The 24677-nt window shown below is 62.9% G+C and carries 25 protein-coding genes, 1 tRNA gene and 1 riboswitch; of the genes, 11 read left to right on the top strand and 15 right to left on the bottom strand.

From position 1 onward, the window contains the following. The first annotated feature begins 102 nt into the window (after nt 1-102). Nucleotides 103-2019: an MASE3 domain-containing protein gene (locus B7X65_RS05545; protein ID WP_293593304.1), complete on the top strand. Its 1917-nt coding sequence runs from the start codon at nt 103-105 to the stop codon at nt 2017-2019. Nucleotides 2020-2022: 3 nt separating this feature from the next. Here the strand turns inward: B7X65_RS05545 and B7X65_RS05540 are convergent, their stop codons facing one another. After that, nucleotides 2023-2403, bottom strand: a complete 381-nt coding sequence (locus B7X65_RS05540; RefSeq protein ID WP_293593303.1) for a hypothetical protein — start codon at nt 2401-2403, stop codon at nt 2023-2025. Nucleotides 2404-2645: 242 nt separating this feature from the next. Here B7X65_RS05540 and B7X65_RS05535 point away from each other — a divergent pair, with 242 nt between their 5' ends. Then, a complete protein-coding gene (locus tag B7X65_RS05535; RefSeq protein WP_293593302.1) occupies nt 2646-3047 on the top strand; it encodes a hypothetical protein in 402 nt (133 codons plus the stop codon). A 10-nt stretch (nt 3048-3057) separates the two neighbouring features. On the opposite strand, the gene B7X65_RS05530 is transcribed toward B7X65_RS05535, so the two are convergent. From B7X65_RS05530 to B7X65_RS05520, 3 genes are all read right to left on the bottom strand, one after another. Next, the gene (locus tag B7X65_RS05530) at nt 3058-3384 is read right to left on the bottom strand and encodes a hypothetical protein (protein ID WP_293593301.1); all 327 of its coding nucleotides are present in this window, start codon (nt 3382-3384) and stop codon (nt 3058-3060) included. Continuing rightward, nucleotides 3381-4181, bottom strand: coding sequence for a hypothetical protein (locus B7X65_RS05525; protein WP_293593379.1), 801 nt, complete (start codon nt 4179-4181; stop codon nt 3381-3383). The genes B7X65_RS05530 and B7X65_RS05525 overlap by 4 nt, the downstream gene beginning before the upstream one ends. A 126-nt stretch (nt 4182-4307) precedes the next feature. Then, on the bottom strand, nt 4308-5744 hold the full coding sequence (locus tag B7X65_RS05520) for a GNAT family N-acetyltransferase (RefSeq protein ID WP_293593300.1): 1437 nt from the start codon (nt 5742-5744) through the stop codon (nt 4308-4310). Between the two features lie 24 nt (nt 5745-5768). On the opposite strand from B7X65_RS05520, the gene B7X65_RS05515 reads away from it, so the two are divergent. Together B7X65_RS05515 and B7X65_RS05510 are read left to right on the top strand one after the other, a co-directional pair. Beyond that, the gene (locus B7X65_RS05515; RefSeq protein WP_293593299.1) at nt 5769-7457 is read left to right on the top strand and encodes an NAD+ synthase; all 1689 of its coding nucleotides are present in this window, start codon (nt 5769-5771) and stop codon (nt 7455-7457) included. A gap of 157 nt (nt 7458-7614) precedes the next feature. Beyond that, entirely contained in the window at nt 7615-7953 is a 339-nt protein-coding gene (locus B7X65_RS05510) for a P-II family nitrogen regulator (protein WP_007869659.1), read from the top strand. A 139-nt stretch (nt 7954-8092) separates the two neighbouring features. Here the strand turns inward: B7X65_RS05510 and B7X65_RS05505 are convergent, their stop codons facing one another. The 6 genes from B7X65_RS05505 to B7X65_RS05480 form a co-directional block, all read right to left on the bottom strand. Beyond that, nucleotides 8093-8680, bottom strand: a complete 588-nt coding sequence (locus B7X65_RS05505) for a TIGR00730 family Rossman fold protein (RefSeq protein WP_293593298.1) — start codon at nt 8678-8680, stop codon at nt 8093-8095. Beyond that, nucleotides 8677-9117, bottom strand: a complete 441-nt coding sequence (locus tag B7X65_RS05500) for a diacylglycerol kinase (protein WP_293593297.1) — start codon at nt 9115-9117, stop codon at nt 8677-8679. The genes B7X65_RS05505 and B7X65_RS05500 overlap by 4 nt, the downstream gene beginning before the upstream one ends. A 68-nt stretch (nt 9118-9185) precedes the next feature. Then, entirely contained in the window at nt 9186-9707 is a 522-nt protein-coding gene (locus B7X65_RS05495; protein WP_293593296.1) for an RDD family protein, read from the bottom strand. A gap of 105 nt (nt 9708-9812) precedes the next feature. Further along, on the bottom strand, nt 9813-10556 hold the full coding sequence (locus B7X65_RS05490; RefSeq protein ID WP_293593295.1) for a DUF3106 domain-containing protein: 744 nt from the start codon (nt 10554-10556) through the stop codon (nt 9813-9815). A gap of 38 nt (nt 10557-10594) precedes the next feature. Continuing rightward, on the bottom strand, nt 10595-11023 hold the full coding sequence (locus B7X65_RS05485) for a DUF3619 family protein (protein WP_293593294.1): 429 nt from the start codon (nt 11021-11023) through the stop codon (nt 10595-10597). Then, complete coding sequence (locus tag B7X65_RS05480; protein WP_293593293.1) at nt 11020-11586, bottom strand: RNA polymerase sigma factor; 567 nt, start codon at nt 11584-11586, stop codon at nt 11020-11022. The genes B7X65_RS05485 and B7X65_RS05480 overlap by 4 nt, the downstream gene beginning before the upstream one ends. 300 nt (nt 11587-11886) lie before the next feature. On the opposite strand from B7X65_RS05480, the gene B7X65_RS05475 reads away from it, so the two are divergent. From B7X65_RS05475 to pbpG, 6 genes are all read left to right on the top strand, one after another. Further along, entirely contained in the window at nt 11887-13668 is a 1782-nt protein-coding gene (locus B7X65_RS05475) for an acetolactate synthase 3 catalytic subunit (protein ID WP_293593292.1), read from the top strand. A 103-nt stretch (nt 13669-13771) separates the two neighbouring features. Beyond that, nucleotides 13772-14263: an acetolactate synthase small subunit gene (ilvN, locus tag B7X65_RS05470; protein WP_096665291.1), complete on the top strand. Its 492-nt coding sequence runs from the start codon at nt 13772-13774 to the stop codon at nt 14261-14263. Nucleotides 14264-14398: 135 nt separating this feature from the next. Then, on the top strand, nt 14399-15415 hold the full coding sequence (gene ilvC, locus B7X65_RS05465; protein WP_096665288.1) for a ketol-acid reductoisomerase: 1017 nt from the start codon (nt 14399-14401) through the stop codon (nt 15413-15415). A gap of 172 nt (nt 15416-15587) precedes the next feature. Beyond that, a complete protein-coding gene (pssA, locus tag B7X65_RS05460; protein ID WP_293593291.1) occupies nt 15588-16400 on the top strand; it encodes a CDP-diacylglycerol--serine O-phosphatidyltransferase in 813 nt (270 codons plus the stop codon). A gap of 217 nt (nt 16401-16617) precedes the next feature. Then, entirely contained in the window at nt 16618-18156 is a 1539-nt protein-coding gene (locus tag B7X65_RS05455; RefSeq protein WP_293593290.1) for a 2-isopropylmalate synthase, read from the top strand. Between the two features lie 196 nt (nt 18157-18352). After that, complete coding sequence (pbpG, locus tag B7X65_RS05450) at nt 18353-19414, top strand: D-alanyl-D-alanine endopeptidase (RefSeq protein WP_293593289.1); 1062 nt, start codon at nt 18353-18355, stop codon at nt 19412-19414. Nucleotides 19415-19513: 99 nt separating this feature from the next. Here pbpG and B7X65_RS05445 read toward each other — a convergent pair whose 3' ends face one another. The 4 genes from B7X65_RS05445 to B7X65_RS05430 all read right to left on the bottom strand — a co-directional run bounded on the left by B7X65_RS05445 (nt 19514) and on the right by B7X65_RS05430 (nt 22136). Further along, nucleotides 19514-20305: an IclR family transcriptional regulator gene (locus tag B7X65_RS05445; RefSeq protein ID WP_293593288.1), complete on the bottom strand. Its 792-nt coding sequence runs from the start codon at nt 20303-20305 to the stop codon at nt 19514-19516. 90 nt (nt 20306-20395) lie between these two features. Further along, nucleotides 20396-21157, bottom strand: a complete 762-nt coding sequence (locus tag B7X65_RS05440; protein WP_293593287.1) for an arginyltransferase — start codon at nt 21155-21157, stop codon at nt 20396-20398. Further along, on the bottom strand, nt 21154-21927 hold the full coding sequence (gene aat / locus B7X65_RS05435; RefSeq protein WP_293593286.1) for a leucyl/phenylalanyl-tRNA--protein transferase: 774 nt from the start codon (nt 21925-21927) through the stop codon (nt 21154-21156). The genes B7X65_RS05440 and aat overlap by 4 nt, the downstream gene beginning before the upstream one ends. A gap of 133 nt (nt 21928-22060) precedes the next feature. After that, nucleotides 22061-22136: transfer RNA gene (locus tag B7X65_RS05430), tRNA-Asn, on the bottom strand. A gap of 166 nt (nt 22137-22302) precedes the next feature. On the opposite strand from B7X65_RS05430, the gene thiD reads away from it, so the two are divergent. Then, nucleotides 22303-23166, top strand: a complete 864-nt coding sequence (thiD, locus tag B7X65_RS05425; protein WP_293593285.1) for a bifunctional hydroxymethylpyrimidine kinase/phosphomethylpyrimidine kinase — start codon at nt 22303-22305, stop codon at nt 23164-23166. Here the strand turns inward: thiD and B7X65_RS05420 are convergent. Continuing rightward, a complete protein-coding gene (locus B7X65_RS05420) occupies nt 23150-24457 on the bottom strand; it encodes a cytosine permease (protein WP_293593284.1) in 1308 nt (435 codons plus the stop codon). The two genes, thiD and B7X65_RS05420, sit on opposite strands and share 17 nt — an antisense overlap. A 66-nt stretch (nt 24458-24523) precedes the next feature. After that, a riboswitch (TPP riboswitch) is annotated at nt 24524-24622 on the bottom strand. Between the last annotated feature and the right edge of the window lie 55 nt (nt 24623-24677).

The raw sequence follows: 24677 nt of genomic DNA, 5'->3' as shown, positions 1-24677 counted from the left end.
GGGTTGACTGTGCCTTAAACTGAAGCTACAAATTGTAAAAAGGCGCAGGCGCATGGAGGCTGGTTCTTGATGATTCCCCACGCTTTATACCGGCGACCACTGATGCTGGTTTCCGGCGTCTGGCTGGTCAACGCTGCCCTGCTTCTCGCGTTTGTGCTGGTCCCCTCGCTGCATTTTGAGCTGCCTGCCGCGGTTCACACGAATTTGCACACCCTGTTCGAGACGGTGTCCATCATTGTGTCGATGCTGGTTTTTTCCGCCGGCTGGTTCACTTTCTCGCGGGAGGGCCGCAGCAATGTAGCGCTGCTTTGCACCATCTTCTTCGGCGTGGCCATTCTTGATTTTGTCCACCTGCTGTCCTACGAGGGCATGCCGGCGTTCTTCATCCCGGCCAAAGACGGCAAGTCAATCTCGTTTTTCCTGGCAGCACGCCTGCTGGTGGCGGGCGCCTTGCTGGCGATTGCGTTCCAGCCCTGGAACCGCCGTATTGGAAACACCGAACGCCACTGGCTGCTGGGCCTGAGCCTGGTTTTTGCGCTGGGGGTCTCGGTGTACGGGCTGGTCGAGCCGGCCATCAAAACCTGGTTTTTTGTACCCGGTTCCGGGCTGACGACCACCAAGATTACGGTGGAATACTTTGTCATTGTTCTCAACCTCGCGGCGGCCGCGGGTTTTTACCTGCGCATGCGCAAGCCGCAGCCCTATCCGCTGATTCCGCTTTTTGCCGCCGCCTGCCTGATGGCCCTGTCGGAACTGTGTTTCACCCTGTATGCAACGTTCCACGACCAGTACTCGATGGTGGGCCATGTCATCAAGGTGGAGGCCTACCTCTTCGTTTTTCGGGCCATCTTCATCGAGTTCCTCGAGGGGCCTTACCGGCAGCTGGAAAGTGCACGTGCTGATCTGGTGGAAAGCGAGGAAAAGTACAGGCTGCTGTTTGAGAACAGTCCGGATGCCTACCTGATGGCCAATGCAGACGGCTCCTTTCACACGGCCAACCCGGCAGCTTCCGCCATGTTCGGCATCACGCGCCAGGACCTGTGGCGGATTGGGCGCAACGATGTAACCAGCGACCCCCGGCTGGCAGGCTTCCTGGAGGAGCGCAGCAGGACCGGTTTTGCCCGCGGGGAGTTGGTCCTGCGGCGCGGTGACGGGACCACTTTCCTGGCCGAGCTTTCTTCATCGTCTTACACGGACAGCCGGGGCCGGCAGATGAGCAGTACCTTTATTCGCGACATCACAGCGAAAAGGCAAGCGGAAGAAGAAGTCCTCAGGCTCAATGCGACGCTGGAGCACCGTGTGCGTGATCGCACGGCAGAACTGCAGACGGCCAACGAGGATCTCGAGCGTTTCTCGCATGTGATGGCGCATGACCTGCGTTCTCCGCTGGTGGCGATCGAGGGCTTTGCCGGCCTGCTCAGACGCGGCTGCGGCGAGTCGATGGACGACAAGCAGAAGCACTACCTGGACCGCATCCAGGCCGGCGTGGCCCGCATGGCTGAGATGATCGATGCCCTTCTCGAACTCGCCGACGTGTCCCGGGCGCCCCTGAATACCCAGACCCTGGACCTGTCCGCGATTGCCGACAAGGCGTTGTCAGCCTGCCGGCAGCGCGACCCGCAGCGACAGGTCAAGGCCGTGGTCGAAAACTCGCTGCTCGGCCAGGGCGATGCGCGCCTGATCGCCACCGTCATGGGAAACCTGATTGGCAACGCCTGGAAACACACCGCACGCAATCCGGAGGCCGAAATCGTCGTTGGCGTGGAGCCATCGGCGCAAGGACGGGTGGTTTACTTCGTCAGGGACAACGGCTCCGGCATGACGTCCGGCGCTGTCGAGACGGCGGCGGACGAGTCCGGGACTCCGCGGAGCCCGACGGAATCCCCACGTGCTGGTGTTGTCCTGGCCAGTGTGCGCAGGATCATTGGCCGCCACGGCGGCACGGTGTGGGCGGAGCCGGTGCCCGGACAAGGTGTGGTTTTCCGCTTTACGCTGGAGCCGGCGCCTGTGCGAGGGTGAACCCTAGTCTTCGAACAGGTACTCCACCTCGCCCAGCCAGCGTTTTTCGATGATGGTCAGGCTGGCCCGCTTGCCGGCCTGAACCTTGCGACCCACGGAACTGCGAAAAGCCACTCCCGGCGTTTCTTCCAGCCACCGGTCGGCCGTGTCGTCCGGAAATTCCAGTCCAAGCTTGTCGCCGACCTCAATGCCGCTGTCGCAGCCGTGCCTGAAGGCCAGCAGCAGTGACATGGCAAGGCGATGGCGACCGGCCGCGCAGTGAATCACGCCAATCATCCTGTCGTACACAAAAGGCTGGCTCAGGTCGGCAAGGTGCAATGGCTGGGGATCCCGGGCACCGGCCTCGACCAGCATTTGCCATTGTTGCGGCGTGAAATTGATCATGGCTCCTTTCCTGGGCGGCGGCCTTGCGGCTTTGGCGAGAACAGACCTTGCATAAACGGTGATGCCTCAGTGTAGGGGCTTGTCAGGTTTTGTCCCCGTCGGGCAGGCCTCAGGAAGTCTTCGATGGGCATTATTGCCATGGATCCCCGGTGGCTTTTCCCGCCATGTTAGGGTGAACACCTGATGTTCGCACGCTGCCTGGTGCAGGCGGTCTGTGTGGAGAATTCCCGAAAGGTGGCTTTATGGCGATAGGCTGGTTGACTGTGTTGCAAAGTGTCCCGTGGGCCGAGGTGGTGAGCAACGCACCCAAGGTCGCGGCTGGCGCGAAAAAATTGTGGAACGCGGTGGGCAGGAAGCCTTCCGCCGGCGCGCAGGTGGACGATGCCAGCCAGGCGGCGCTGTCGCCCGAGGCCCGGGCCATCGCCACCCTGACCGCGCATGTCAGTGAACTGGAAACGGCGACGAAAGAACTGCAGGAACAGATGCTCGCTTCCTCGGAGCTGATCAAGGCGCTGGCCGAGCAGAACACGCAGCTGATTCTGCGCATCGAGACGCAGCGTCGCCGCATGCAATGGCTGGCGGGCGCGCTGGTGCTCGTCGGCATGGCGGCGCTGGCCAGCCTGGTCCTGCTGCTTGCGCGCTGAAGGCGGTGGACTATAGCGGAACGATTTCGAAGCGGGCATCACCCATGTCCCGGTTCAAGGGGCGAAATGCCGCGAGGATCGCGTCTTCTTCGGCGTTCTCCCACAGCGCGATGACCTGTTCCTCCGCTTCCGACGCATCCCCGCCCAGCGGCAAGTCCTCGTTGAGCGATTGCACCAGCAGGTAGGCTTGCAGGGAAGGGAGTACCTGGTCGGGGCCGCCCAGGGAAAATTCAAGCGACATGCGAAAACGCAGCTCCGCCGCAGCGCGTTCGTCGGGGCTGAGGCTGGGGCACTCGACGAGCTTGACCTGGTAATGGCCGGCGGGTTGTTTGTTCATGATGGTTTTTTCTCCCCAGGGTGGATGTCGGCATCGCCCAGCAGGCCCTGTTCGTCATCGCGCAGGCCGGCGACGGGCGTGGCCTTGGCCAGCGCGACCCACACGCCGAAAGGCAATGCCTGCCGGGGCCGCCGCGGCGCAGCGCGGGCCACCACCAGCCGCTCGCCTTCGACCTGCATCACGCCGCATTTCGGCGGAACTTCATCGGCGGTGGCAATCGGCCTGCCTTTGGCGTCGCAGCCCAGGACGTACCAGCACTCGCCGCCCAGATCGAGGTAGGCGCCGCGTTTTTCTGGCCGGCGCAGGTCGCCCAGCAGGTCGGAGCGTCGCACCTTGATCTCGTGGACAACGGGTTCGACATAGGCTTCCACCGAGGTATTGCGGATCGAAAACACGTCGGGCCGCACCAAACACCAGCGGGCGGCGGCGCTGTCGGCCGGCGGCGGCAGCTGCGCGCGCAGGCTCAACGCCCGCCAGGTGATGCGGCCGGCACGCGCCATCTCGCAGGCCACGCGTTCGACCAGCGCCTCGTGCGCCGACAGGGCTGCGCGGTTGCGCACCAGTGCGGCGGCCAGGCAGGTGACGCCGGCATCGGTGACGCGCAGGGTTTCGTGGCCTGACGGGCCGGCGACACGCTGCAGCAAGCCGGCGGCCAGCAACTCGATTTCCAGCAGGTCCTGGCAGGGCCAGCCGGCGGAGCGGTAGATCTCGCGCAGTCGCCGCGCATGGGCGCGGCCCAGCGAAGCGGGCGGGTCGGCCGGCGTTGTGGGGCCGGGGGCGTCGGTGGCATCGAGCATGAAAAAAACCGTCAAAAAAGGGTGTGGAGCAGGATGTCAGAAAAAGCTTGAATCAACTGTCCTTATACGCCAAATCAGCCTCCAGCCCAATGAGGGCAAGCGCTGGCAGCTATGAATACTGTAGCGTCACGAGGGGGCATTGCCGCCGGGCTCGATCTGCCGGAACGGATTGCGCCGCTCCAGCTCTTCCATGTAGCCGGCCATGCCTTCGCCCTCGCGTTCCAGGAAGCGCTCCACCGCGTCGGCAAAGGCCGGGTGCGCCAGCCAGTGGGCGCTGGTGGTCTTGACCGGCAGCAGGGCGCGCGCCATTTTGTGCTCGCCCTGGGCGCCGCCTTCGAAGCGCTGGTAGCCGTGTTCCATGCACCATTGCAGAGGCTGGTAATAACAGGCCTCGAAGTGCAGGCAGTCGACCCGTTCCAGCGCCCCCCAGTAGCGGCCGTAGGCGACCCGGGTCGATGTTATGGAGTTAAATTGGCCTCCAGCCCTTGTTCCGCCTGCGCTGACAGCTATCAAACTTGTAGCAATTGGGCGTCCGTCCCGCTCTGCCACAAACAGCAGCCAGTTCTCCGGCATGGTGTCCTGCATGCGCTGGAAGAAGTCACGGCTCAGGTAGGGCGCGTTGCCGTGTTCGTAGTAGGTGCGCTCGTAACAGCGGTAGAAAAAGTCCCAGTCGGCAGTGCTGATGCCTTTGCCCAGCGACCATCGAAAGCGCACGCCGGCCTCCAGCACCTTGCGCCGCTCCTGGCGGATTTTCTTGCGTTTTTCCTGGCTCAGCGACATCAGGAAGTCGTCGAAGTCACGAAACGGGCGAGGCTCCCCGTATTCACCAGCCGGGGCCGCGGATCCGGCTTCGCCGGTCCGCAGGCGCAGCGCCCCCTCGGGGGGCAGCGCAGTACGCGAAGCGACAAGCGTGGGGGCTTTGTCTTCACCAGCCGGGGCCGCGGATCCGGCTTCGCCGGTCCGCAGGCGCAGCGCCCCCCCGGGGGGCAGCGAGGACACGTCAGTGCCGAGCGTGGGGGCCCTATTTGTCCAGTGGAATTGCACGTTGTGCCGCAGCATCAACCCGGCTTCCTCGCAGGCGGCGACATCCTCGTCACTGGCAAACAGCAGGTGCAGCGAGGACAGCCCTTCTTCGGCGCACCAGGCCAGCAGCGCCTGCACCAGCAGCGTTCGGGTGGCGGCATCACGTGCCAGCAGCCGCGGGCCGGGCACCGGCGTAAAGGGCGGCGCCACCAGGGCCTTGGGGTAATAGGGCAGGCCATGCTGGTGGTAGGCATTGGCCCAGGCGTGGTCGAACACGTATTCGCCGTAGGAGTGGTCTTTCAGGTACAGCGCGCAGGCGCCGACCAGCTGCGTGCCCAGGGACAGCGTGACAAAACGCGCCGTCCAGCCGGTTTGCGGGGTGGCACTGCCGCTTTCCAGCATGGCGGCGAGGTACTCGTGGCGCATGAAGGGGTTCAGGCTGCCGTCGCCCGGCTGCGCCGCAAGCAAGGCGTTCCAGTCGGCGGCCTGCACCTGTAGCGGCGAATCCAGCACGCGGATGACATAATCGTTTTCAGTCACAGCACCAACCGTTTTTTCTTTTTCATGACTCTCAAAATCTGCGTTGCCCAATTGAACTACTGCGTTGGCGACATGCCGGGCAACGCGCAAAAAATCATTGACGCCGCCCGTCTGGCCTATGCCGACGGTGTGCGCCTGTTGCTCACCCCCGAGATGGCGATCTGCGGCTATGCCGCCGAAGACCTGTTTTTGCGCCGCTCCTTCATCGCAGCCTGTGATGATGCCGTGAATCTGGTGGCCCGGGAGCTGGCCGGGTTAAAGGGACTGACGGTGGTGGTGGGCACGCCGACCCACGGTGACAGTGGCCGCGGCGTGCGCACCAGAAGTGTCGAGGTGCACCAGCGCCACAACGCCGCCCGCGTGCTGCGTGAAGGTGCGGTAATAGCCACTTATGCCAAGCGCGAGCTGCCCAACTACCAGGTGTTCGACGAGCGCCGCTATTTCACGCCGGGGCAGGGCGTTTGCGTGTTCGAAGCCGGCGAGGGCGCCGACGCGGTCCGGGTCGGCCTGCTGATCTGCGAGGACGCCTGGTTCGAGGAACCCGCGCGGCTGGCCAAAGAGGCGGGCGCCGAGCTGCTGGCCGTCATCAACGCCTCGCCTTTCCATGTGGGCAAGGGCGGCGAACGCGAACGCATGATGCGCGAGCGTGTGCTGGCCACCAGCCTGCCCATGGTGTATGCGCACCTGGTGGGCGGACAGGACGAAATTGTTTTTGAAGGCCATTCCTTTGCCCTGCAGGCTGACGGCGCGCTCGCCGGCCGGGCCGAAAGTTTCAGGGAAAATCTGTTCCTGGCCCAGGCGGAACGTTCGCCAGGTGCTATTAAATTGATAGCTAGCGAAGCGCCGCTGCGCAGCGCCGAAGCCGACTTGTGGGACGCGCTGGTGCTGGGCGTGCGCGATTACCTCGGCAAAAACGGTTTTCCCGGCGCCATCCTCGGCCTGTCGGGCGGCATCGACTCGGCGCTGGTGCTGGCGATTGCGGTTGATGCGCTGGGCGCCGACAAGGTGCGCACGGTGATGATGCCGTCGCCCTACACCGCCGACATCTCCTGGATAGACGCACGCGAAATGGCCGCGCGCATGAAGGTGCGTTACGACGAGATTTCGATTGTTCCCGAGTTCGAGGCCTTCAAGGCCTCGCTGGCCGGCGAGTTCAAGGGCTTGCCGGAAGACACCACCGAAGAGAACATCCAGGCGCGTATCCGCGGCGTGTTCCTGATGGCGCTGTCCAACAAGTTCGGTGCTATCGTGCTGACCACCGGCAACAAGAGTGAAATGGCGACCGGCTACTGCACGCTGTACGGCGACATGGCGGGCGGCTTTGCCGTCATCAAGGACCTGCTGAAAACCACGGTGTTCCGGCTGGCGCAGTGGCGCAACGAGAACGACCCCTACGGCACCGGCAGCAAGCCGATTCCCGAGCGCATCATCACGCGTCCGCCCAGCGCCGAACTGCGCGCCGACCAGACCGACCAGGACAGCCTGCCGCCTTACGAGGTGCTCGACGCGATCCTGCAGCGCTACATGGAAAACGACGAGAGCATAGAGGCCATCGTGGCGGAGGGGTTTGACCGTGCCGTGGTTGAACGTGTGACCCGGCTCATCAAGATCAACGAGTACAAGCGCCGCCAGGCACCGATAGGCATCCGGGTTACCCACCGGAGCTTCGGCAAGGATTGGCGCTATCCTGTCACCAATAAATTTCATGCATGAACTTGTTAGCCCCCACGCTCCCCACTGCGTGTGGTCGCTGCCCCCCGAGGGGGCGCTGCGCCTGCGGGCCGGCGGAGCCGGACCCGCGGCCCCTGCTGGACTTGGGGGGACATGGCCTCGCGCTTTTGACGATATTTAAAACCAACGGAGATATTCAGTGAAACAAATTACCGCCGTTCTCAAACCTTTCAAGCTCGAAGAAGTCCGCGAAGCCCTGGCTGAATGCGGCGTGACCGGCCTGACGGTCACCGAAGTCAAGGGTTTCGGCCGCCAGAAAGGCCACACCGAGCTGTACCGCGGCGCCGAGTACGTGGTCGACTTCCTGCCCAAGGTCAAGGTCGAGGTGGTGGTGAAAACGGAGGATGTGGAACGCTGCGTGGACGCCATCGTGCGCGCCGCCCGCACCGGCAAGATCGGCGACGGCAAGATTTTCATCACCAGCGTCGAGCGTGTGGTGCGCATCCGCACCGGGGAAGAGGACGAAGCGGCGGTCTGAGAATGTGGCCCCCACGCTCCCCACTTCGTGTGGTTCGCTGCCCCCCGAGGGGGCCGCTGCGCCTGCGGACTGGCAAAGCCAGATCCGCGGCCCTGGCTGGTGAAGACAGGGCCCCAATGGCCAGCTCGGAGCGACTGCCTTAAATCTGGTCCAGACGCAGCGCGTCGGGCGCCACGCCCGCTGATTGCACGAGTTGCTCCAGCAACTGTTCGGCATCATTGGCGACGTGAATCAGGTCCATCTGCCAGTCGTTCATGAAACCACTGGTCACCGAGGTCGCCAAAAAAGCCAGCAAGTGGTTGTAATAGCCGTTCAGGTTCAGCAGGCCGACCGGTTTGGCGTGGTAGCCCAGCTGGCGCCAGGTCCACACTTCAAAAAACTCTTCCAGCGTGCCTATGCCGCCTGGCAATGACAGGAAGGCGTCGGCGTGTTCGGCCATGATGCGCTTGCGCTCGTGCATGGTGTCCACGATGTGCAGTTCGGTGCAGCCGGTGTGGGCCCATTCCTTCTCCACCAGCGCCTTCGGGATGACGCCGACGACGCGCCCGCCCGCGGCCAGGGTGGCATCCGCGACGATGCCCATGAGCCCGTTGCGCCCGCCGCCATACACCAGCTGGCCGCCATGCTCGCCTATCCACTGGCCGACCTGGCGTGCGGTTTCGGAAAATCCGGGGTCCGCGCCCGGTCGCGAGCCGCAATAAACGCAGACCGAAAAAGCCGGCTTCATGCGAAAAACCTCTGAAACAATGCCATGACCCAGATGCCCGCGCACAGCAGCAGGCTCAGCAACACGGCGGCACTTCCCATGTCCTTGGCGCGTTTGGACAGGTCGTGCCATTCCGGGCCGATGCGGTCGATCGCGGTTTCTATGCCGGTGTTGAGCAGCTCGATGATCATCACCAGGATCACCGAGCCAGCCAGCAAGGCGGTCTCCACCCAGCTGCGGCCCAGCCAGACGGCGGCGGGAAGCAGCACCAGCGCGGCAATGGCTTCCTGGCGAAACGCCGTTTCCTGCCAGCCGGCGCGCAAGCCCGCCACAGAATAGCCGAAGGCATGCCAGACTCGGTTGATGCCTTTGCGGTCTTTTTGGGGATTGGCGGGAGGCGTGGCTGCCGGGTGGCCTTGAAGCGCAGGGGGGGAGGCGGTGGATACGTGTTCGGGCATGGGCCGATTGTCGCGCAGCTCTGTGACGGTGTGATGCGGCTCTTGCATGGCGAGGGCGCCGCGAGGCTTCAGGCGGCCCGGGCAGGCGCGCCAGCGGGCAGGCTGGATACCAGCCGGGTGCCGGCCAGCGCATCGTGCCAGAACTGCCGGTCCGGGTGAAAGCGCGACAGGATTGCCCAGATGGCGATCCACCCGCCGGCCAGCACGAGCGCCTGCCGCACGTCCAGCCCCAGCAGCCAGCTCACCGCCAGCGGCGGCAAAAACCAGAGCCAGCTCAGGGTGTAGCGCAGGAAGGCGCGCTTCTGGGTGACGGCCTGTCCCTGCAGGTCGGTCAGGCGGATGTTCCAGGTCTTCATGGCCAGGGTCTGGCCTTTGGCCCAGAACCAGACGAAGTAGATGCCGAACACGACAAACAGGAAGGCCTGCTGGGCATTGCGGTTGTCCATGGCGTTGCGCGTCTGGCTCAGGGTGCTGAACAGGTAGTCAGCGATGAACACCACGCCGAACATCAGCATGCCCTCATACAGCCAGCAGGCCATGCGCCGACGCAGGGAGGGAGTGGGAAGGCTTTTGGCTTGCAGGGCTGTCAATTTGTGGTCGCGTTCAGGTCAGGTCGGTTAAATGCGCCCGAAGGAGCCGCAGCCAGACCCGCAGGCGGATCGTGTCGGGCCGGCACGGAAGCCGGGCCTTGCTGGTTACGGTTTTTCCGGTGCCGCGCCAGGCGTGGCAGGCGGCGCGGTGGCGGACAGGAGGTCCGGCTGCCCGGCCGGGGGTGGCGTCACCACGATTTTAGTCGCTAGTTTGGCCTTTGGCTTGTCGGCGCGCGAAGGCACCGTCGCCAGCTTTTGCGCTGCAACCGGTTTGGCCGCCGGGGCGGCGCCCGCCGGCCTGGGCGGTGCCTTGGCGGCCAGTTTGCGCTTTTCCTCGGCGCTGAGGGCCTGGTAGGCCTGCCACTTGGCCTGTTTTTCTTCAGCGGTGAGCTCTTTGGACAGCTCTTTGGTTTTTGCAAAATTCAGCCGCGCCTGGGCGCGCTGCTGGGGGCTGAGCGCCACCCAGGCCTTCATCCGCCCCTGCATCTTGACCTGTTCTTCGGTGGAAAGCGCCGGATAACTTTTGGTCATCTGAAGCCATTTGCGCTTGTGGGTCTGGCTCAGTGTGTTCCAGGTGGACGCCAGCGGCTTGAGGATCTCGCGTTCCACCGGACTCAACTCGGTCCAGATGGGACTGGAAAACGCGGCCTGGGCGATCACGGTTTTGGCTGGCCGCGCTGGCGCTGCTGCGGAGACGGGCGTCTGGGCGTGGGCTCCGGTCGCCAGGGCACCCAGGAACAGGCAGAGCAGCCCCACCCATCCCGGCAGCGCGTGGGACAGGCGGGCATGGATCAAGGTACCGCGTACGGTTTGCAGACGCGCAGGAGGGCGGGACAGGGTCACAGGCATCGAAGTAGACGTCTTTCTGCGCAAGGGCAAACCCGGACCTAGCGGCTAACCTTGAGGAATTGCACAAATCCGGGATCGGAAAAGGCGTCGGGCGGCAGGTCGTCGGTCAGCAAGGCGGAATCGACCTCGGCCAGTTCCTCGACGAAGCTGTCGGTTTGCAGGGAGTTGATGACCAGCAGGCCGGCGACCAGGGCGATCAGGGGCAGCACCGATCCGATCCGGTACCACAGGCCGAACCTCTCGCCGGATCCCCAGGTCAGCACCGAACCTGTGCCGTTGGCTGCGGTGACCGGAGAGGTTTGAACCCTGGCCACCTTGCGGGCGGCCACGGCCTGCGCACGGGCGGCCCGCAGCCGCTCGGAAATGTCGTACGGCAGGTCCGCCGCGCCAGCGGAAAGGTAGGAAGCGGTTTTCAGGCCATAGCGGTCCTGCAGGATCTCGGTGCGTTTTTGCAGTGTATGGTTCATAGTTTGATTCCCTTGGCGGCCAAAGCCTTGCTGAGTGCGTGGACGGCTCTCGAACAATGCGTTTTCACACTGCCCTCGGAGCAACCCATGGCGGCAGCTGTTTCAGCAACATCCATTTCCTCCCAGTAACGCATCAGAAAGGCTTCCCGTTGACGGCCCGGCAGTTCCTTGATCTCGACCTCAATCTGTCGCAAGATTTGCGCCCGTTCGGTGGCTTCCTGGGCGCTTTCTGTTCCCTCTGAGTTGGTCGAGGACTCCAAAGTTTCAAGCAGATCGAAATCGCCATCGTCCCCGGCGGATTCAAAGTCGCTCATGTTGGAAAACAGGGCGTTGCGCGTCTTGCGGCGCCGGAACCAGTCCAGCGTGGTGTTGGACAGGATGCGCTGGAACAGCATGGGCAATTCGGCCGCAGGCTTGTCTCCGTAATGGTGGGCCAGCTTCATCATGCTGTCCTGAACGATGTCGAGTGCCGCCTCGTCGTCGCGGACATGGTAGACGCTGCGCTTGAAAGCGCGCTTTTCAACGTTTTTCAGGAAATCGGAGAGTTCTTGTTCAGTTGCCAAGGGGATGCATCCCGATTCGTCCCAGCGTCGTCATTGTTGTGTTTTTCAGGCGCAGTGAAGCGTCCAAAGCTGCAAAATTATCGCATCAAGCATGGTGCCGGCCGGACTTTTTTGCACGCTCCGCTGGCCACGCGCCGCCTGATGCCATAATATGCATTGCAATTCAAACAGCAAACGGGTCATGACCCGGCGGGATATGTTTCCGTCCATGGTTTTGGCCTCAAGTCTCGACGCTACTCCACAAGAGTGGGCGAAGAGGCACCCAAGGTATTTCGTTAGAGAAATTCACAAAGGTTCATCATGGAAATCACAAAGGCCGAACTCGCTTCGGCAGCGGCGGCAGCTTCTGCCCCAACAACCCCGCAAGAACTCCGCGGCGCGGAAATCCTCATCAAGGCCCTGCAGGCCGAAGGCGTCAAGCACGTCTGGGGTTACCCCGGCGGCGCCGTCCTGCATATCTACGACGCTTTTTACAAGCAGGACACCATCCAGCACGTCCTGGTGCGCCACGAGCAGGCGGCCGTGCATGCGGCTGACGGCTACGCCCGCGCCACCGGCGAGGTGGGCGTGGCCTTGGTCACTTCCGGCCCCGGCGTGACCAATGCCGTCACCGGGATTGCGACGGCCTACATGGACAGCATCCCGATGGTGATCATCACCGGCCAGGTGCCCACGCACGCGATTGGCCTGGATGCCTTCCAGGAGTGCGACACGGTCGGCATCACGCGTCCCATCGTCAAGCACAACTTCCTGGTCAAGGATGTGCGGCAGATGGCCGAGACGCTGAAGAAGGCCTTCCACATTGCACGCAGCGGCCGGCCCGGGCCGGTGGTGGTGGACATCCCCAAGGACGTCTCGTTCAACAAGACGTCCTACAGCGGTTACCCCCAGACCGTCGAAATGCGTTCCTACAACCCGGTGCGCAAGGGCCATGGCGGGCAGATCCGCAAGGCGCTGCAGTTGTTGATGACGGCCAAGCGCCCCTACATCTACACCGGCGGCGGCGTGTTGCTGAGCAATGCCTCGCAGGAGCTGCGCACGCTGGTGGACATGCTGGGTTACCCCTGCACCAACACGCTGATGGGCCTGGGCGCCTACCCGGCCACCGACAAAAAATTCCTCGGCATGCTGGGCATGCACGGCACCATCGAAGCCAACAACGCGATGCAGCACTGCGATGTGCTGCTGGCGGTCGGCGCGCGTTTTGACGACCGTGTGATCGGCAACCCGAAACACTTTGCGCAGAACGAACGCAAGATCATCCACATCGACATCGACCCGTCGAGCATCTCCAAACGCGTCAAGGTCGACATCCCCATCGTCGGCGACGTCAAGGATGTGCTGACTGAACTGATAGCGATGATCAAGGAGTCTGGTCTCAAGCCCGACGGCAATGCCCTGGGCGGCTGGTGGGAAACCATTGAAGGCTGGCGCAAGCGCGACTGCATGAAATACAGCCTGGGCAAGGGCGACGTGATCAAGCCGCAGTACGTGGTTGAAACCCTGTGGAACATGACCAAGGACGCCGACACCTACATCACGTCCGATGTCGGCCAGCACCAGATGTGGGCGGCGCAGTACTACAAGTTCGACGAGCCGCGCCGCTGGATCAACTCCGGTGGCCTGGGCACCATGGGTGTGGGCATACCGTACGCCATGGGCATCAAGCTGGCCAAGCCTGACAGCGAGGTGTACTGCATCACCGGCGAAGGCTCGGTGCAGATGTGCATCCAGGAGCTGTCAACCTGCCTGCAGTACAACACGCCGATCAAGATCGTCTCGCTGAACAACCGCTACCTGGGCATGGTGCGCCAGTGGCAGGAAGTCGAATACGCCGGCCGCTACAGCAGCAGCTACATGGACGCACTGCCCAATTTCGTGAAGCTCGCCGAAGCCTATGGCCACGTCGGCATGCTGATCGAAAAACCGCAGGACGTCGAACCGGCGCTGCGCGAGGCGCGCAAGCTCAAGGACCGCACTGTGTTCATGGACTTCCGCACCGACCCCACCGAGAACGTGTTCCCGATGGTGCAGGCCGGCAAGGGCATCACCGAGATGCTGCTCGGGTCCGAGGACCTGTAAGCGGCGTACGCCATTTCATCAACCGTCACCTGACGAATCTATTGCCTGCCGAGCCCGCGCATTACCGTGCGCGGGGGAGGGCAGCGAAAAGAGGAATCTTCACATGAAACACATCATTGCAGTTTTGCTGGAAAACGAGCCGGGCGCTCTTTCCCGCGTGGTCGGCCTGTTTTCGGCGCGCGGCTACAACATCGAAAGCCTGACCGTGGCGCCGACGGAAGACGCCAGCCTGTCGCGCATGACCATCCAGACCACCGGTTCCGACGACGTGATCGAGCAGATCACCAAGCACCTGAACCGTCTCATCGAGGTCGTCAAGGTGGTGGACCTGACCGAAGGCTCCTACACCGAGCGCGAGCTCATGATGGTCAAGGTGCGTGCCGTCGGCAAGGAGCGCGAAGAGATGAAGCGCATGGCTGATATATTCCGCGGGCGGATCATCGATGTCACCGAAAAGAGCTACACGATCGAGTTGACCGGTGACCAGTCCAAGAACGACGCCTTTCTGGAAGCGATTGACCGCAGCGCGATTCTGGAAACCGTGCGTACCGGCTCAAGCGGCATAGGGCGCGGCGAGAGGATTCTGAGAGTCTGATTTTCAGTGGTCCGTGCGCGCGTTTCGACAGGCTCAACGCGAACGGACGGAAGTGGCGATGTGTGTTTACCGTTCGCCCTGAGCCTGTCGAGGGGCATTTCGCCAGAACCATCAACGATATTTACGGAGAGAAAAATGAAAGTTTATTACGACAAAGACTGCGACCTGAGCCTGATCAAGGGCAAGACCGTCGCCATCATCGGTTACGGCAGCCAGGGCCATGCCCACGCGCAGAACCTGAACGACAGCGGCGTCAAGGTCGTGGTCGGCCTGCGCAAGGGTGGCGCTTCGTGGCCCAAGGTCGAAAAGGCCGGTCTCAAGGTCGCTGAAGTGGCCGATGCCGTCAAGGCGGCCGATGTCGTGATGATTCTGCTGCCCGATGAGCAGATCGGCAAGGTCTACGCCAATGACGTGGCCCCCAACATCAAGCAGGGCGCCTCGCTGGTGTTTGCCCACGGCTTCAATGTGCACTACGGTGCCGTGATTCCGCGTGCCGACCTCGACGTCTGGATGGTCGCGCCCAAGGCCCCCGGCCACACCGTGCGCAACACCTACACCCAGGGCGGCGGCGTGCCCCACCTGGTGGCCGTCCATCAGGACAAGAGCGGCAAGGCCCGTGACCTGGCGCTGAGCTACGCCATGGCCAACGGCGGCGGCAAGGCCGGCATCATCGAAACCAACTTCCGCGAAGAAACCGAGACCGACCTGTTCGGCGAGCAGGCCGTCCTGTGCGGCGGTACCGTCGAGCTGATCAAGGCTGGTTTCGAGACGCTGGTGGAAGCCGGCTACGCGCCGGAAATGGCCTACTTCGAGTGCCTGCACGAGCTCAAGCTGATCGTTGACCTGATTTATGAAGGCGGCATCGCCAACATGAACTACTCGATCTCCAACAACGCCGAATATGGCGAATACGTGACCGGCCCGAACATCGTGACCTCGGCCACGAAAGAAGCCATGCGCAAGTGCCTGAAGGACATCCAGACCGGCGAATATGCCAAGAGCTTCTTGCTGGAAAACCAGGCCGGTGCGCCAACCCTGTTGAGCCGCCGCCGCCTGAATTCGGAGCACCAGATCGAGATCGTGGGCGAAAAACTGCGCGCCATGATGCCCTGGATTGCCAAGAACAAGCTGGTTGACCAGACCCGCAACTGATACCCGGCGGGGCTTACCGGCCCCGTTTGGTCCAGTCCTCAAGCCGCGCAAGACATTTGCGCGGCTTTTTTATTTCTGATGGCCTCCGTTTGGTATCCTCACAGCATGAATCATTCACTATCGGCGCAGCGCGGTTGGCGCGAAAACGGTCCTGACACCGGGAGCACCCAGCATGCATGACGGTCACGACGCCGCGCAGGAGTCCGACGAACTCGTTCCGCGCAAGCGGCGCAAGGGTATTTACATCCTGCCCAACCTGTTCACGCTGGCAGCGCTGTTTGGCGGTTTTTACGCCATCGTGATGGCCATGAATGGCCGCTTCGACCAGGCCGCCATCGGTGTGTTCTGTGCCATGGTGCTCGACAGCCTGGACGGCCGCGTGGCGCGCATGACCAACACCCAGAGCGCGTTCGGCGAGCAGATGGACTCGCTGTCCGACATGGTGTCCTTTGGCGCAGCGCCCGCATTGATTGCCTACGTCTGGGCGCTGACGAGCCTGGGCCGCTGGGGCTGGATTGCGGCTTTTGTCTATTGCGCCTGCGCCGCACTGCGGCTGGCCCGTTTCAACGTCAACACGGCGGTGGTCGACAAGCGTTTCTTCCAGGGCCTGCCTTCACCGGCGGCGGCCGCGCTGGTCGCGGGCTTCATCTGGCTGATGACCGAGGCCGGCGTGCGCGGCGAGGAAGTTCGCTGGCTCATGTTTGCGCTGACCCTGTACTCGGGCCTGACCATGGTCACCAACGTGCCGTTTTACAGTTTCAAGGATGTGAGTCTCAAGCGCAGCGTTCCGTTTGTCGTCATCGTGCTGATTGCCCTGGGCATCGCCGTGATCAACATCGATCCGCCCACCGTCATGTTCGGTCTGTTCGTCATCTATGGCTTTTCCGGCTACGTGCTGTATGGCTGGCGCAAGGCCAAGGGGCAGCAGACCAGCGTGATCTCGACCTCAACCGACGAGCCGGATGAGCGCGGGCTGCACAAGTAGGCGTCGCCCCATTCCCTCCGGCCTGGGCCTGGCCACAATTTGTGGTACATTGATTTCCATGAAACGAATTTCGCTTGCACTATCGCTACTGGACCGACACGGGCACAGGCGATAGCGCACGCGCGCGATTCCAAACGGCCCGTATGCAAACGCAGCGGGCCGTTTTGTTTTGGGTTGCGTTTTTTGACTATCAGATCGACCTCTCAGGAGAACAAGCATGGCAGATAAATTGATCATTTTCGACACCACCTTGCGGGATGGTGAGCAGTCGCCCGGTGCCTCGATGACGCGCGATGAAAAACTGCGCATTGCCCGCCAGCTCGAGCGCCTGCGGGTCGATGTGATCGAGGCCGGCTTTGCCGCCAGTTCCAACGGCGACTTCGAGGCGGTGCAGGCGATTGCCAATGCCATCAAGGACTCGACCATCTGTTCGCTTTCGCGTGCCAACGACCGGGACATTTCCCGCGCGGCCGAAGCGCTCAAGGGTGCCAACAGCGCCCGCATCCACACCTTCATTGCCACCAGTGCCCTGCACATGGAAAAGAAGCTGCGCATGAGCCCGGAGCAGGTGCTGGAACAGGCCAAACTCTCGGTGCGTTTTGCACGCAACCTGGTGGCCGATGTCGAGTTCAGCCCGGAAGACGGCTATCGCAGCGATGTCGACTTCCTGTGCCGCGTCATCGAGGCCGTGATCGCCGAAGGTGCGACCACGATCAACGTGCCCGACACGGTCGGTTACGCCGTCCCCGAGCTCTACGGCAATTTCATCAAGACGCTGCGCGAGCGCGTCCCCAACAGTGACAAGGCCATCTGGTCGGTGCATTGCCACAACGACCTCGGCATGGCGGTGGCCAATTCGCTGGCGGGCGTGAAGATTGGCGGTGCGCGTCAGGTCGAGTGCACGATCAACGGCCTGGGCGAACGTGCCGGCAACTGCTCGCTCGAGGAAATTGTCATGGCCGTGCGGACACGCAAGGACTATTTCAACCTGGAGATGAACATCGATCCGGTGCATATCGTGGCGGCTAGCCGCATGGTCAGCCAGACCACCGGGTTTGTGGTGCAGCCCAACAAGGCCGTGGTCGGGGCCAACGCCTTTGCTCATGCCTCGGGCATCCATCAGGACGGCATGCTCAAGGCGCGCGAGACCTACGAGATCATGCGCGCCGAAGACGTGGGCTGGAGCTCCAACAAGATGGTGCTGGGCAAGCTCAGCGGCCGCAACGCCTTCAAGCAGCGTCTGCAGGACCTGGGCATCCAGATGGAAAGTGAAGCCGACACCAACACCGCTTTCGCCCGGTTCAAGGAACTGGCCGACGGCAAGAGCGAGATTTTCGACGAGGACATCCTGGCGCTGGTCAGCGACGAAAGCGTGACCCACGAGAAAGAGCAATACGGCTTTGTCTCGCTGTCCCAGCACAGCGAAACCGGTGAGCGTCCGCAGGCGACGGTTGTTTTCACTGTTGACGGCAAGGAAGTCCGCGGCGAATCGGATGGCAACGGCCCGGTGGACGCCTCCCTCAAAGCCATTGAAACCCATGTCAAAAGCGGGGCAGAGATGGTGCTTTATTCCGTGAACGCGATCAGCGGGTCCACGGAGAGCCAGGGAGAAGTCACGGTGCGTCTGCAAAACAGCGGCCGTGTGGTCAACGGCGTCGGGGCCGATCCGGACATCGTGGTCGCCTCTGCCAAGGCTTATTTGAGCGCCTTGAGCAAGTTACAAAGTAAAGCTGATCGGGTTGCTGCCCAGGGTTGAGGCCGGAAGGTTTCAAAAAAACCTTTTATATTCAACAGTTTAGTAAGTTTTTGTGGGTTGGCGTGGGCTGAAAAGCCGCATGGACCGATCTCTTCACTGTTGCGTTTAGGAAAGTCACGCAAGCTTTTGATATTGCGTGACTTTTTCTATTTGTATACACTGCGGTTTCGTACTAATCGCATCTGGAGACGAATCAATGTCCATCACGCTGAATTCGATTTTCAAACAGACCTTACAGGTCGTTGGAATTCTTACCTTTTCGGCGGCCTTGATTTCGCCCGCGGCAGACGCCGCCACGGCGAAGCGCCAGATCGTTAAAAAGTCACACGCCGCCAAGACGGTGTCGAAAAAGGTGATTTCCAGCCGGAAAAGTGCCCGCTTCGTCTCCAAATCCTCGCGCAGGTCCGTGGTGATCGTGGCCTCGCCGCCCCGGCTGTCATATGGCCAGCTGGCGGGCCTGCATGGTGCACAGGACCCGCTTGACCTGAAATCCAGCGTGGCCCTGGTGATTGACCAGGACACCCAGGAAGTGCTGTTCAGCAAAAACGACCATGCGGTGCTTCCCATCGCTTCGCTGACCAAGTTGATGACGGGCGTGATCGTCAGCGGCGCGCATCTGCCGATGGACGAAACCATCACCATCACCCAGGACGACGTCGACACCGAAAAGGGCAGCAGCTCCCGCCTGCGCGTGGGCGCCAGCCTGACACGTGGCGAGCTGCTGCATCTGGCGCTGATGTCCAGCGAAAACCGCGCCGCGCATGCGCTTGGCCGCACTTACCCGGGCGGCCTGGCTACCTTCGTGGGCTTGATGAACGCCAAGGCCAGAATGCTGGGCATGAAAGACACCCGTTATGTGGAGCCCACAGGGCTGTCCAGCCAGAACCAGTCGAGCGCTCAGGACCTGGCGACGCTGGTCAACGCGGCCCATGCCGATCCGGTTCTGCGCGAGTTGTCCACCTCGACCGGCTACCAGGTTGCTGTCGGCCGCCAGACCCTGCAGTACAACAACACCAACCGGCTCGTGAAAAATCCCGAGTGGGAAATCGGCCTGCAAAAAACCGGCTACATCTCCGAAGCCGGCCAGTGCCTCGTGATGCAGACCAAAATCGCAGGGCGCAAGCTGATCATGGTTTTTCTTGATTCGGCCGGCAAATTGAGCCGCCTCGGTGACGCAGAGCGCGTCCGCCGCTGGGTGGAGTCCCAACCGGTCAACGCCCCCAAAATCAGCGCAAGCACCCAGCCGAATAACGGCTGAGGCCCACTTTTTTCACTGATCGGTAGACCGGCCGGTCCGCTGAATTGCTATAAAAAACGTAGCTACCAGCGCAATAGGGACAAGGGCTAGGGCCCGTTTTTACTTGAAATTGTTGGGCTTGTAGCCCAGCGCCGCCGAGATCTCGCTCGCGGTGGACTGCAGTTTGGGCAGCCAGTTTTCATCCAGCCGGTCGGCCGGTGCAGAAATCGACAGTCCCGCCACCAGCTTGCTCTGGTCGTCGTAAATGCCGGCGGCCATGCAGCGCACCCCCAGCTCCAGTTCCTCGTTGTCGCGGGCAATGCCGTACTGGCGTGCCTTGGACAGTTCGCGCTCCAGAACCGCCAACTGGGTGATGCTGTTTTTGGTCTGGCCCGGCAAACCGGTGCGGGTGGCATAACTGCGCAATCGCTGGGGATCGTCAAAAGCCAGAAACAGTTTGCCTACCGAGGTCAGGTGCAGCGGTGCGCGCCCACCGATGGCGCGTACCACCTGCATGCCGGAGCGTTCGCTGTAGGCGCGTTCGACATAAATGATTTCATCGCCCTGGCGCATGCTCAGGTTGACGGGTTGCTGGATCAGCCGGTGGAGCTCGCGCATGGGCGTCAGCGCCGCGTCCCGCACGCTCAGGCGCGCCTTCACCAGGTTGCCGAGTTCCAGCAGGCGCATGCCCAGCCGGTAGCTGCCCGCCACCGGCCGGTCTACAAACCGGCCGGTGGCCAGGTCGTTCAGGATGCGGTGCGCTGTCGAGGGGTGCAGACCGGATTTTTCGCTGATTTCCTTGAGCGAGACGGCCTCCTCCCGGCCCGCCAGAATCTCCAGCAGGGTGAACATGCGTTCAATGACCTGAACCGTGGGTTTGGCGGGTGATGCGAGGGAATCTTGCTTTTTCATGGGGGTAACCTTCACCAGATTTTAGCTGGTGAAATCAGCACGCCGCTATTGGACGCCGCTTCGTCTTGACCTGCCTCACAGACGGTGCTCTCAGGCGGCGCTCGCTGGGCCCGGGGTGGCAGAGTTCACCCATTGCCCATCGACCAGGATCTGGTTCGGCAAAAACTTGGCCTTGTAGCTCATCTTCGGGCTTTCGGCGATCCAGTAGCCGAGATACACATGCGGCAAGCCCAGCTGCCGGGCCTGCTCAATCTGCCAGAGCACGCTGTAGGTGCCATAACTGGTGTGCACGTCGGGCTCGTAAAACGTATACACCGCCGACACACCGTCTTCCAGCACGTCGAGGATGGACACCATTTTCAGCGCCCCGGCCTCGCCATTGGGCAGGGTGTCGCGAAACTCCACGAGGCGCGAGTTGACCCGGCTTTGCAGCAGAAACTGCGTGTACTGGTCGATGCTGTCGTGGTCCATGCCGCCGCCCGCGTGCCGGCCATTCTGGTAGCGCAGGTAGAGCTGGTAGTGCTCGGGCATGAAACACAGCTTGAGCACGCGAACCTGCAGCGTCTGATGCTGCTTGCGGGCGCGGCGCTGGCTGCGGTCCGGCTGGAAAGTTGCCACCGGCACGCGCAGGGGCACGCAGGCCTGGCAGCCGTAGCAATAGGGGCGGTAAGTGAACATGCCGCTGCGGCGAAAGCCGTTGGTCACCAGCTCCGAGTAGGCGGCGTTGTGAATCAGGTGGCTGGGGGTGGCGACTTGCGAGCGGGCCTGCCTGCCCGGCAGATAGCTGCAGGGGTAGGGCGCTGTCGCATAAAACTGCAGCGTCTGGAGGGGCAGGTCTTTGAGGTGCGTCACGTCGTCAAGTCATTCTGCGGTCTGGCCGTCAATAGCTGCTGCCAGTATAGGGCGTCAAACTCCCAGCGGGGTGGCGCTTGAGCCACGAGGGTGGCCACCTGCCGGGCAAATTCCGCGCGGGGAATTTCCGCAGCGCCCAGCGAGGCCAGGTGCCGCGTGTTTTGCTGGCAGTCAATCAGGGGCAGGCCCTTGGCCCGGCAGAAAGCCACCAGTGCCGCCAGCGCCATCTTGGACGCATCGGTCTGGTGGGCAAACATCGACTCGCCAAACACCATGCCACCCAGGTTGACGCAGTACAGCCCGCCGACGAGCCGGCCGTTCACCCAGGTTTCCACGCTGTGGGCATGGCCCGCGCGGTGCAGGGCGGTATAGGCCTGAACCATGTCCGGCACGATCCAGGTGCCCGGCTGGCCGTCGCGCGGCGTGCTGGCACAGGCGTGGATCACCTCCGGAAAAGCCGTGTCAAAACGAATCTCATGACCGGCTGCGCCGATGAAACGCAGCAGGCTTTTGCGCAACGAGCGGTGCAGCTTGAAATTGTCGGTACGCAACACCATGCGCGGGTCGGGGCTCCACCACAGGATGGGCTGGCCGACCCCGAACCACGGGAAGATGCCCAGCGCATACGCCTGGCGCAAGGTTGCCACATCGAGCGAGCGCCCCGCAGCCAGCAGGCCGGGCGCCGGATCACCCTCGGCCCACGCCGTTTCCACCGGCGGAAAAAGTTCGTCCGCATCCAGCCAGGGCAGGGGGTGGGGTGACTTGCGCATGGCAGGAGGGTGGGGCAAGGGTGTGATTTGGCGTGCTGAGCGCATGCGCCGGTGGCGCAAGAACCGCACCCACAAATGGTAACCCCGCCAACGAAAAAAGCCTGGACGTTGTGCACGTCCAGGCTTCAAATCTTGGCTCCTCAACCTGGGCTCGAACCAGGGACCTACGGATTAACAGTCCGGCGCTCTACCAACTGAGCTATTGAGGAATACAGCCTAAGATTATAGCCTGACTTTTTCGGACTTCTGGCGCAGCTTTGAACTCTGGGCCGAGAATTCAGGCGCTGATCCCCGGGGCGCAAGGCGCCAAGCGGCTTCCCCGATAATCCGGCATCGCCTTCGCAGGGCCTGAACCACCGGGAAACACTTTTCTCCATGAGCAACGACACTTTTGAATTCGAGTACCCGCGCGTGTTGTCCATTGCGGGCTCGGACAGCGGCGGCGGGGCGGGCATCCAGGCGGACCTGAAGACTTTTGCCGCGCTCGGCTGTTACGGCATGACGGCCATCACCGCGCTGACGGCGCAGAACACCCAGGGCGTGCGGGCCATTCATGGCGTGCCGCCGGCCATGCTGCGCGACCAGATCGATGCGGTGGTCGAGGACATCGGTGTGGACGCCGTGAAGATAGGCATGCTGCATGCGCCCGAGATCGTGCTGGCCGTGGCCGAAGCCATTGACCGCCATGCGCTTGAAAAGATCGTGCTCGACCCGGTGATGGTGGCCACCAGCGGCGCGGTGCTGATTGACAACCCGGCCATTGAAGTGCTGGTGCGGGAGCTGTTTCCGCGCGCGGTGCTGGTCACGCCGAATCTGGACGAAGCTGCCCTGCTGGTCGGGCGGCCGCTGAACAATGCAGATGACATGGAAGCGGCCGCCCACGAACTTTTGGGTAAGGGCGCACGCGCGGTGTTGCTCAAGGGCGGGCATCTGCCGGGCGACACGGTGATGGACCTGCTGCTGACGGCAGCGGGCGAAAGGCACTGGATGCATGCGCCGCGCATTCACAGTGCCAACACGCACGGGACGGGCTGCACGCTTTCTTCCGCCATTGCGGCCGGACTGGCGTTGGGGCAGCCCTTGCGGGAAGCCGTGGAAATGGCCCGGGCCTACGTGCGTGCGGCACTGCTGGCCGGCGCCAAGGTAAAAACCGGCGCCGGCAGCGGGCCGCTGAACCACGGGCATGCGCCGCTGGCCATGCGGCTCAAGCCCTTGAAGCCGCTCAAGCCGCGGGGCTGAGTACGCGTTCTCCGGTAGCCGGCCCGGAATGGGCACGGGTCACACGGGCGAGCAAAAAGGTCAGCGCCAGCGTGGGCAGCGCCGCGCCCCACTCGGGCGCGAGTTTGGCGCACAGGTGGTAGGTGGCCACGCCCAGCACCCAGATCACGACCGCGCTGACATTGACTTTTTTCGTTCCCACCAGCGCGGCCACATTCTGCGCACCGCCCAGGCGCGCCAGGATCACGCCGTAGAGCGGCACAAACACCGAACTGAGCATCAGCAGAAACGGCTCCAGGCTGTGCATGGGCAGCACCAGCGCCAGGCCGGTGCACAGGACGGCGAGGGCCATGCCCCAGCGGCGCAGGCTCCAGCCGGGTTTCAGGCTGTGGCCCGCGACCGAACCGGAGTACAGGTCGCCATAGGCGTTGTCCACCTCGTCGATCAGGATCAGGCCCAGGGCGATCAGCCCGCCTTGCGCCAGCAGCAGGGCGGCAACCAGGTCGGTGCTTGGTGTGGTCAGCGCAATCAGCACGCCCAGGCCGTAACACCAGGTGTTGGCAATCGCGTAACCCAGCCAGGTGCCGCGCAGCGCGCTTTTGCCGTCGCGGCCATGGCGTGCGAAATCGGCCACCAGCGGCAACCACGACACTGGCATGGCAATCACCAGGTCCAGGGCCGACAGCGTGCTCATGCCGCCGGTGCCGGGGCGATTCCAGATGTCCTGCCAGCCTTGCGCGTGGGCGCGTCCGAGGAACTGCCAGGTCAGCCACAGCAGCGAGGCAATCACCAGCGGCAGGCCATAACGGCCTATGAATTTGCGCACCAGCTTGACCATGGAGCCCGAGAGCAGGGCAATCAGCACGCCGCCCCAGAGCAGGGTGGCCAGCACCGGCCAGAAGGACGCGACAAACGAGCCCGACTGCCGGGCGATGGCGACCGTACCGTCGCGCATGACCACCAGTTCAAACGTGGTCCAGCCGATCAGCTGCACGATGTTGAGCAGCACCGGCAGGCGCGCAAAGCTGCTGCCGTAGGTGGCATGCATCAGGCCGGCACTCGACAGGCCGCTGTCGCAGCCGATCTTCGCGGTCCAGGCCAGCAGGCCGGCGCCGAGGATGGATCCGACCACAATCACGGCCATGGCGGCTTTGGCGCCGAGCGCCGGGACCAGGTAGGCGCCGATCTGCATGACCAGCAGGCCGACGCCCAGGCTGAGCCAGAGTGCGGCGTGTTCGCGCCAGCCGAACAGGCGGTCTCCGGGGGCCAGGGGCGTGAGTGCGGTGTTGGGGGTAGCGGGTAGGGTGGCCATCAACTTTTCCTTGTGTCAATGGCAGGTCGGCTTGCGAGGGCGCGTGCGCGGTCGAAAAACCTGCAGCGCGCCTTGGACATGCTTCCCTGCGCGAGGATTACCTCAGTCAGGTTCAAAGGGACTTTCTCAGTCGCCACTTGCGTGGCAACACCCCCAGCGAATGCGCTCCTCCGGGAACGCGAGTTGGATTCTACGGCAGGACCCGCATGACGCGCCGCCG

Source organism: Polaromonas sp. 39-63-25 (assembly GCF_002278925.1).
GTDB lineage: Bacteria > Pseudomonadota > Gammaproteobacteria > Burkholderiales > Burkholderiaceae_C > Polaromonas.
Note: the sequence above shows the minus strand (reverse complement) of the source record. Positions and strands in the feature narration are given on the sequence as shown.